Genomic DNA, 2073 nt, shown 5'->3' on the forward strand with positions numbered 1-2073 from the left:
CCGCAGTTGATCGGCCAGGAGTTCGGCGAGGGCGGCCGCGGCGCCGGCAGGATCCCCCGCCTCCCCCCGCCATCGGGCGAGGTCGTCGCGGGTGATGAGGACGTCGACGTTGTCGGGTCCCATGACCCGCAGCACGTCGTCCAGTACCCCTGCGAAGGCGGCCGTGGCGCCGGCAGGATCCCCCGCCTCCCCCCGCCAGTGGGCGAGGCTGTGTCGGGCAGCGAGGGTGTCAGGGTGGTCGGGGCCGAGGTGGCGGGTGGCGGTCTGGGCCAGGCGGTGGAAGTAGTCGCCGGCAGCGGCGGCCTGGCCGGCTTGACCCAGGCTGCTACCGACCCGGAAGAGCACGAAGTGGGCGCCGGACCTGTAGAGGCAACCGGTTGGTTCGGCGTGACGGCTCAGCATCTCGGTGTTGGTGCGAAGGGCCTGGGTGAGGTCGGTGTCGCGTTCGATCTCCGGCCAGGCGTCGTCCAGGGCATCAGCGGCTGCTTGGGTGCAGGCGGTGTGCCGGCTGGGGGTGAGGGTGTCGCGGGTGGTGCGCTGGATCAGGGCGTGGACGCGCACAGCCCGGTGGGGGGTGTCGGGGGTGTGGTCGATCAGGCTGAGCCGGTGCAGGACCCGCAGCGCCTGGTAGACCTGCTCTCCGGTCACCTCTGGTACGGCGGCCGTGCCGTGCAGTCCTCCGGCGTCCTGCCTGGCGTCGTCGGCGCACCATACGCGGGCCGACCGGGAAGTGAGGACGGCGGCGGGGATGCCGTTGGGGTCGAGGACGGCGGTCAGCTCGAGCAGGCGGCGGGCAAGCCGTGGCGGGCCCTGGGCGTCGGCGAGGTCCACCTGCAGCGACCACGCCGCGGTTACCGGGTGGTGCTGGTCGTCGGGCAGGACGTCGGGGGTCGGCAGGGCGCGGTCCAGGGTGCGGTCGGCCAGCAGGGCGCGGTAGTCAGTGACGGGCAGGGCTTGGTCGACGAGATAGGCGGCGGCCTGCGACAGCGCCAGCGGCAGGCACCCCAGATCGTGGGCGAGGGCATCGAGCTGGTCGGTGGGGACGGTGCGGCCGTGCTCAGCCAGCACACCGGCCAGATAGCGAACTGCCTCACCGGTGGAGAAGACGCCGACGTCGATGCGGCGCCGGCCCTGCCCTGTCAGCGCGGCGTCCCGGCGCCGGGTCGTGGCAACCGTCCGGCCGTGCGGGCTGTCCGGCGGCCACAGGCCCTTCAGGTCCGCGGGGTCGGCGATGTCGTCCAGCACCACCAGCCAGCGATGCTGCCGGGCGCGCAGCCACGCCAGGAACACGCCCGCGGCTCGCTCGGGATCGGAAGGTTCGCCCCCGCACAGCTCCTCGGCGGCCTGCGTGTACGCGGCGATGACGGCGGTGCGGGAGACCGCGGTCACCCACACCAGCACCTCCACCCGGCGCTCGTCCCAGGCCCGGTGCGCGAAATCCGCAGCCAACTGGGTCTTGCCGACCCCGCCCATCCCCGTCAAAACCTGGCACAGCACCGCCGTGCCCCCACCCTCGACCATCGCGGCCAACCGAGAGGCCTCCGCACGGTCCTGAAAGGACAGCGCACGTGGGGGCACCAACCCCACCTGGTGCGGCAGGCCGGCCGGCTGCCGCGGCGCTGCCTGGAAGACGACGTTCCCGTCGACCCGCTGAACCGCCACCGACTGGCCGCCCGCACGGATATCCACGTCCCCGCCCGTGGCCAGTCCCTGGCCGGCCGCGCTCACCTGCGGCCGTAACCGTCCGGCATCCTCACGCCGCTCACCCACCCGATCCTCCCCCGCGCCCGCCCCGAACCCTCGGCACCAGCCCAGCACACACCCGGCATCCCGTCACCCCGAACACCCCGTTTCGTCGGTTACCCGCACCCGGCAACGTGCCGTGCCGTGGTCACGGCTCTTGCTGTTTCGACGCGGTTCCTGCCGGGGCTCCGTCCGGGACCGCCGGGTTACGTCCTTGGAAGTGGTGTAGCGGGTTGGACCTGTTCCGGGGGTTTGTCCCGGTGTCCGGGTTGGTGCCCGCATAGAAAGACGGCCACCGGCTGATCTTCGAAGTGTCTAAAGCCTCGAAGG

At 72.6% G+C, this 2073-nt stretch carries 1 protein-coding gene; it reads right to left on the reverse strand.

The features are described from left to right. A partial coding sequence (locus ACGFMP_RS37045) for an NB-ARC domain-containing protein (protein WP_393678487.1) occupies positions 1-1689 on the reverse strand: 1689 nt, incomplete at its 3' end. Positions 1690-2073 lie beyond the last annotated feature (384 nt).

The sequence above is a fragment of the Streptomyces sp. NPDC049040 genome (assembly GCF_043197715.1).
Classification (GTDB): Bacteria; Actinomycetota; Actinomycetes; order Streptomycetales; family Streptomycetaceae; genus Actinacidiphila.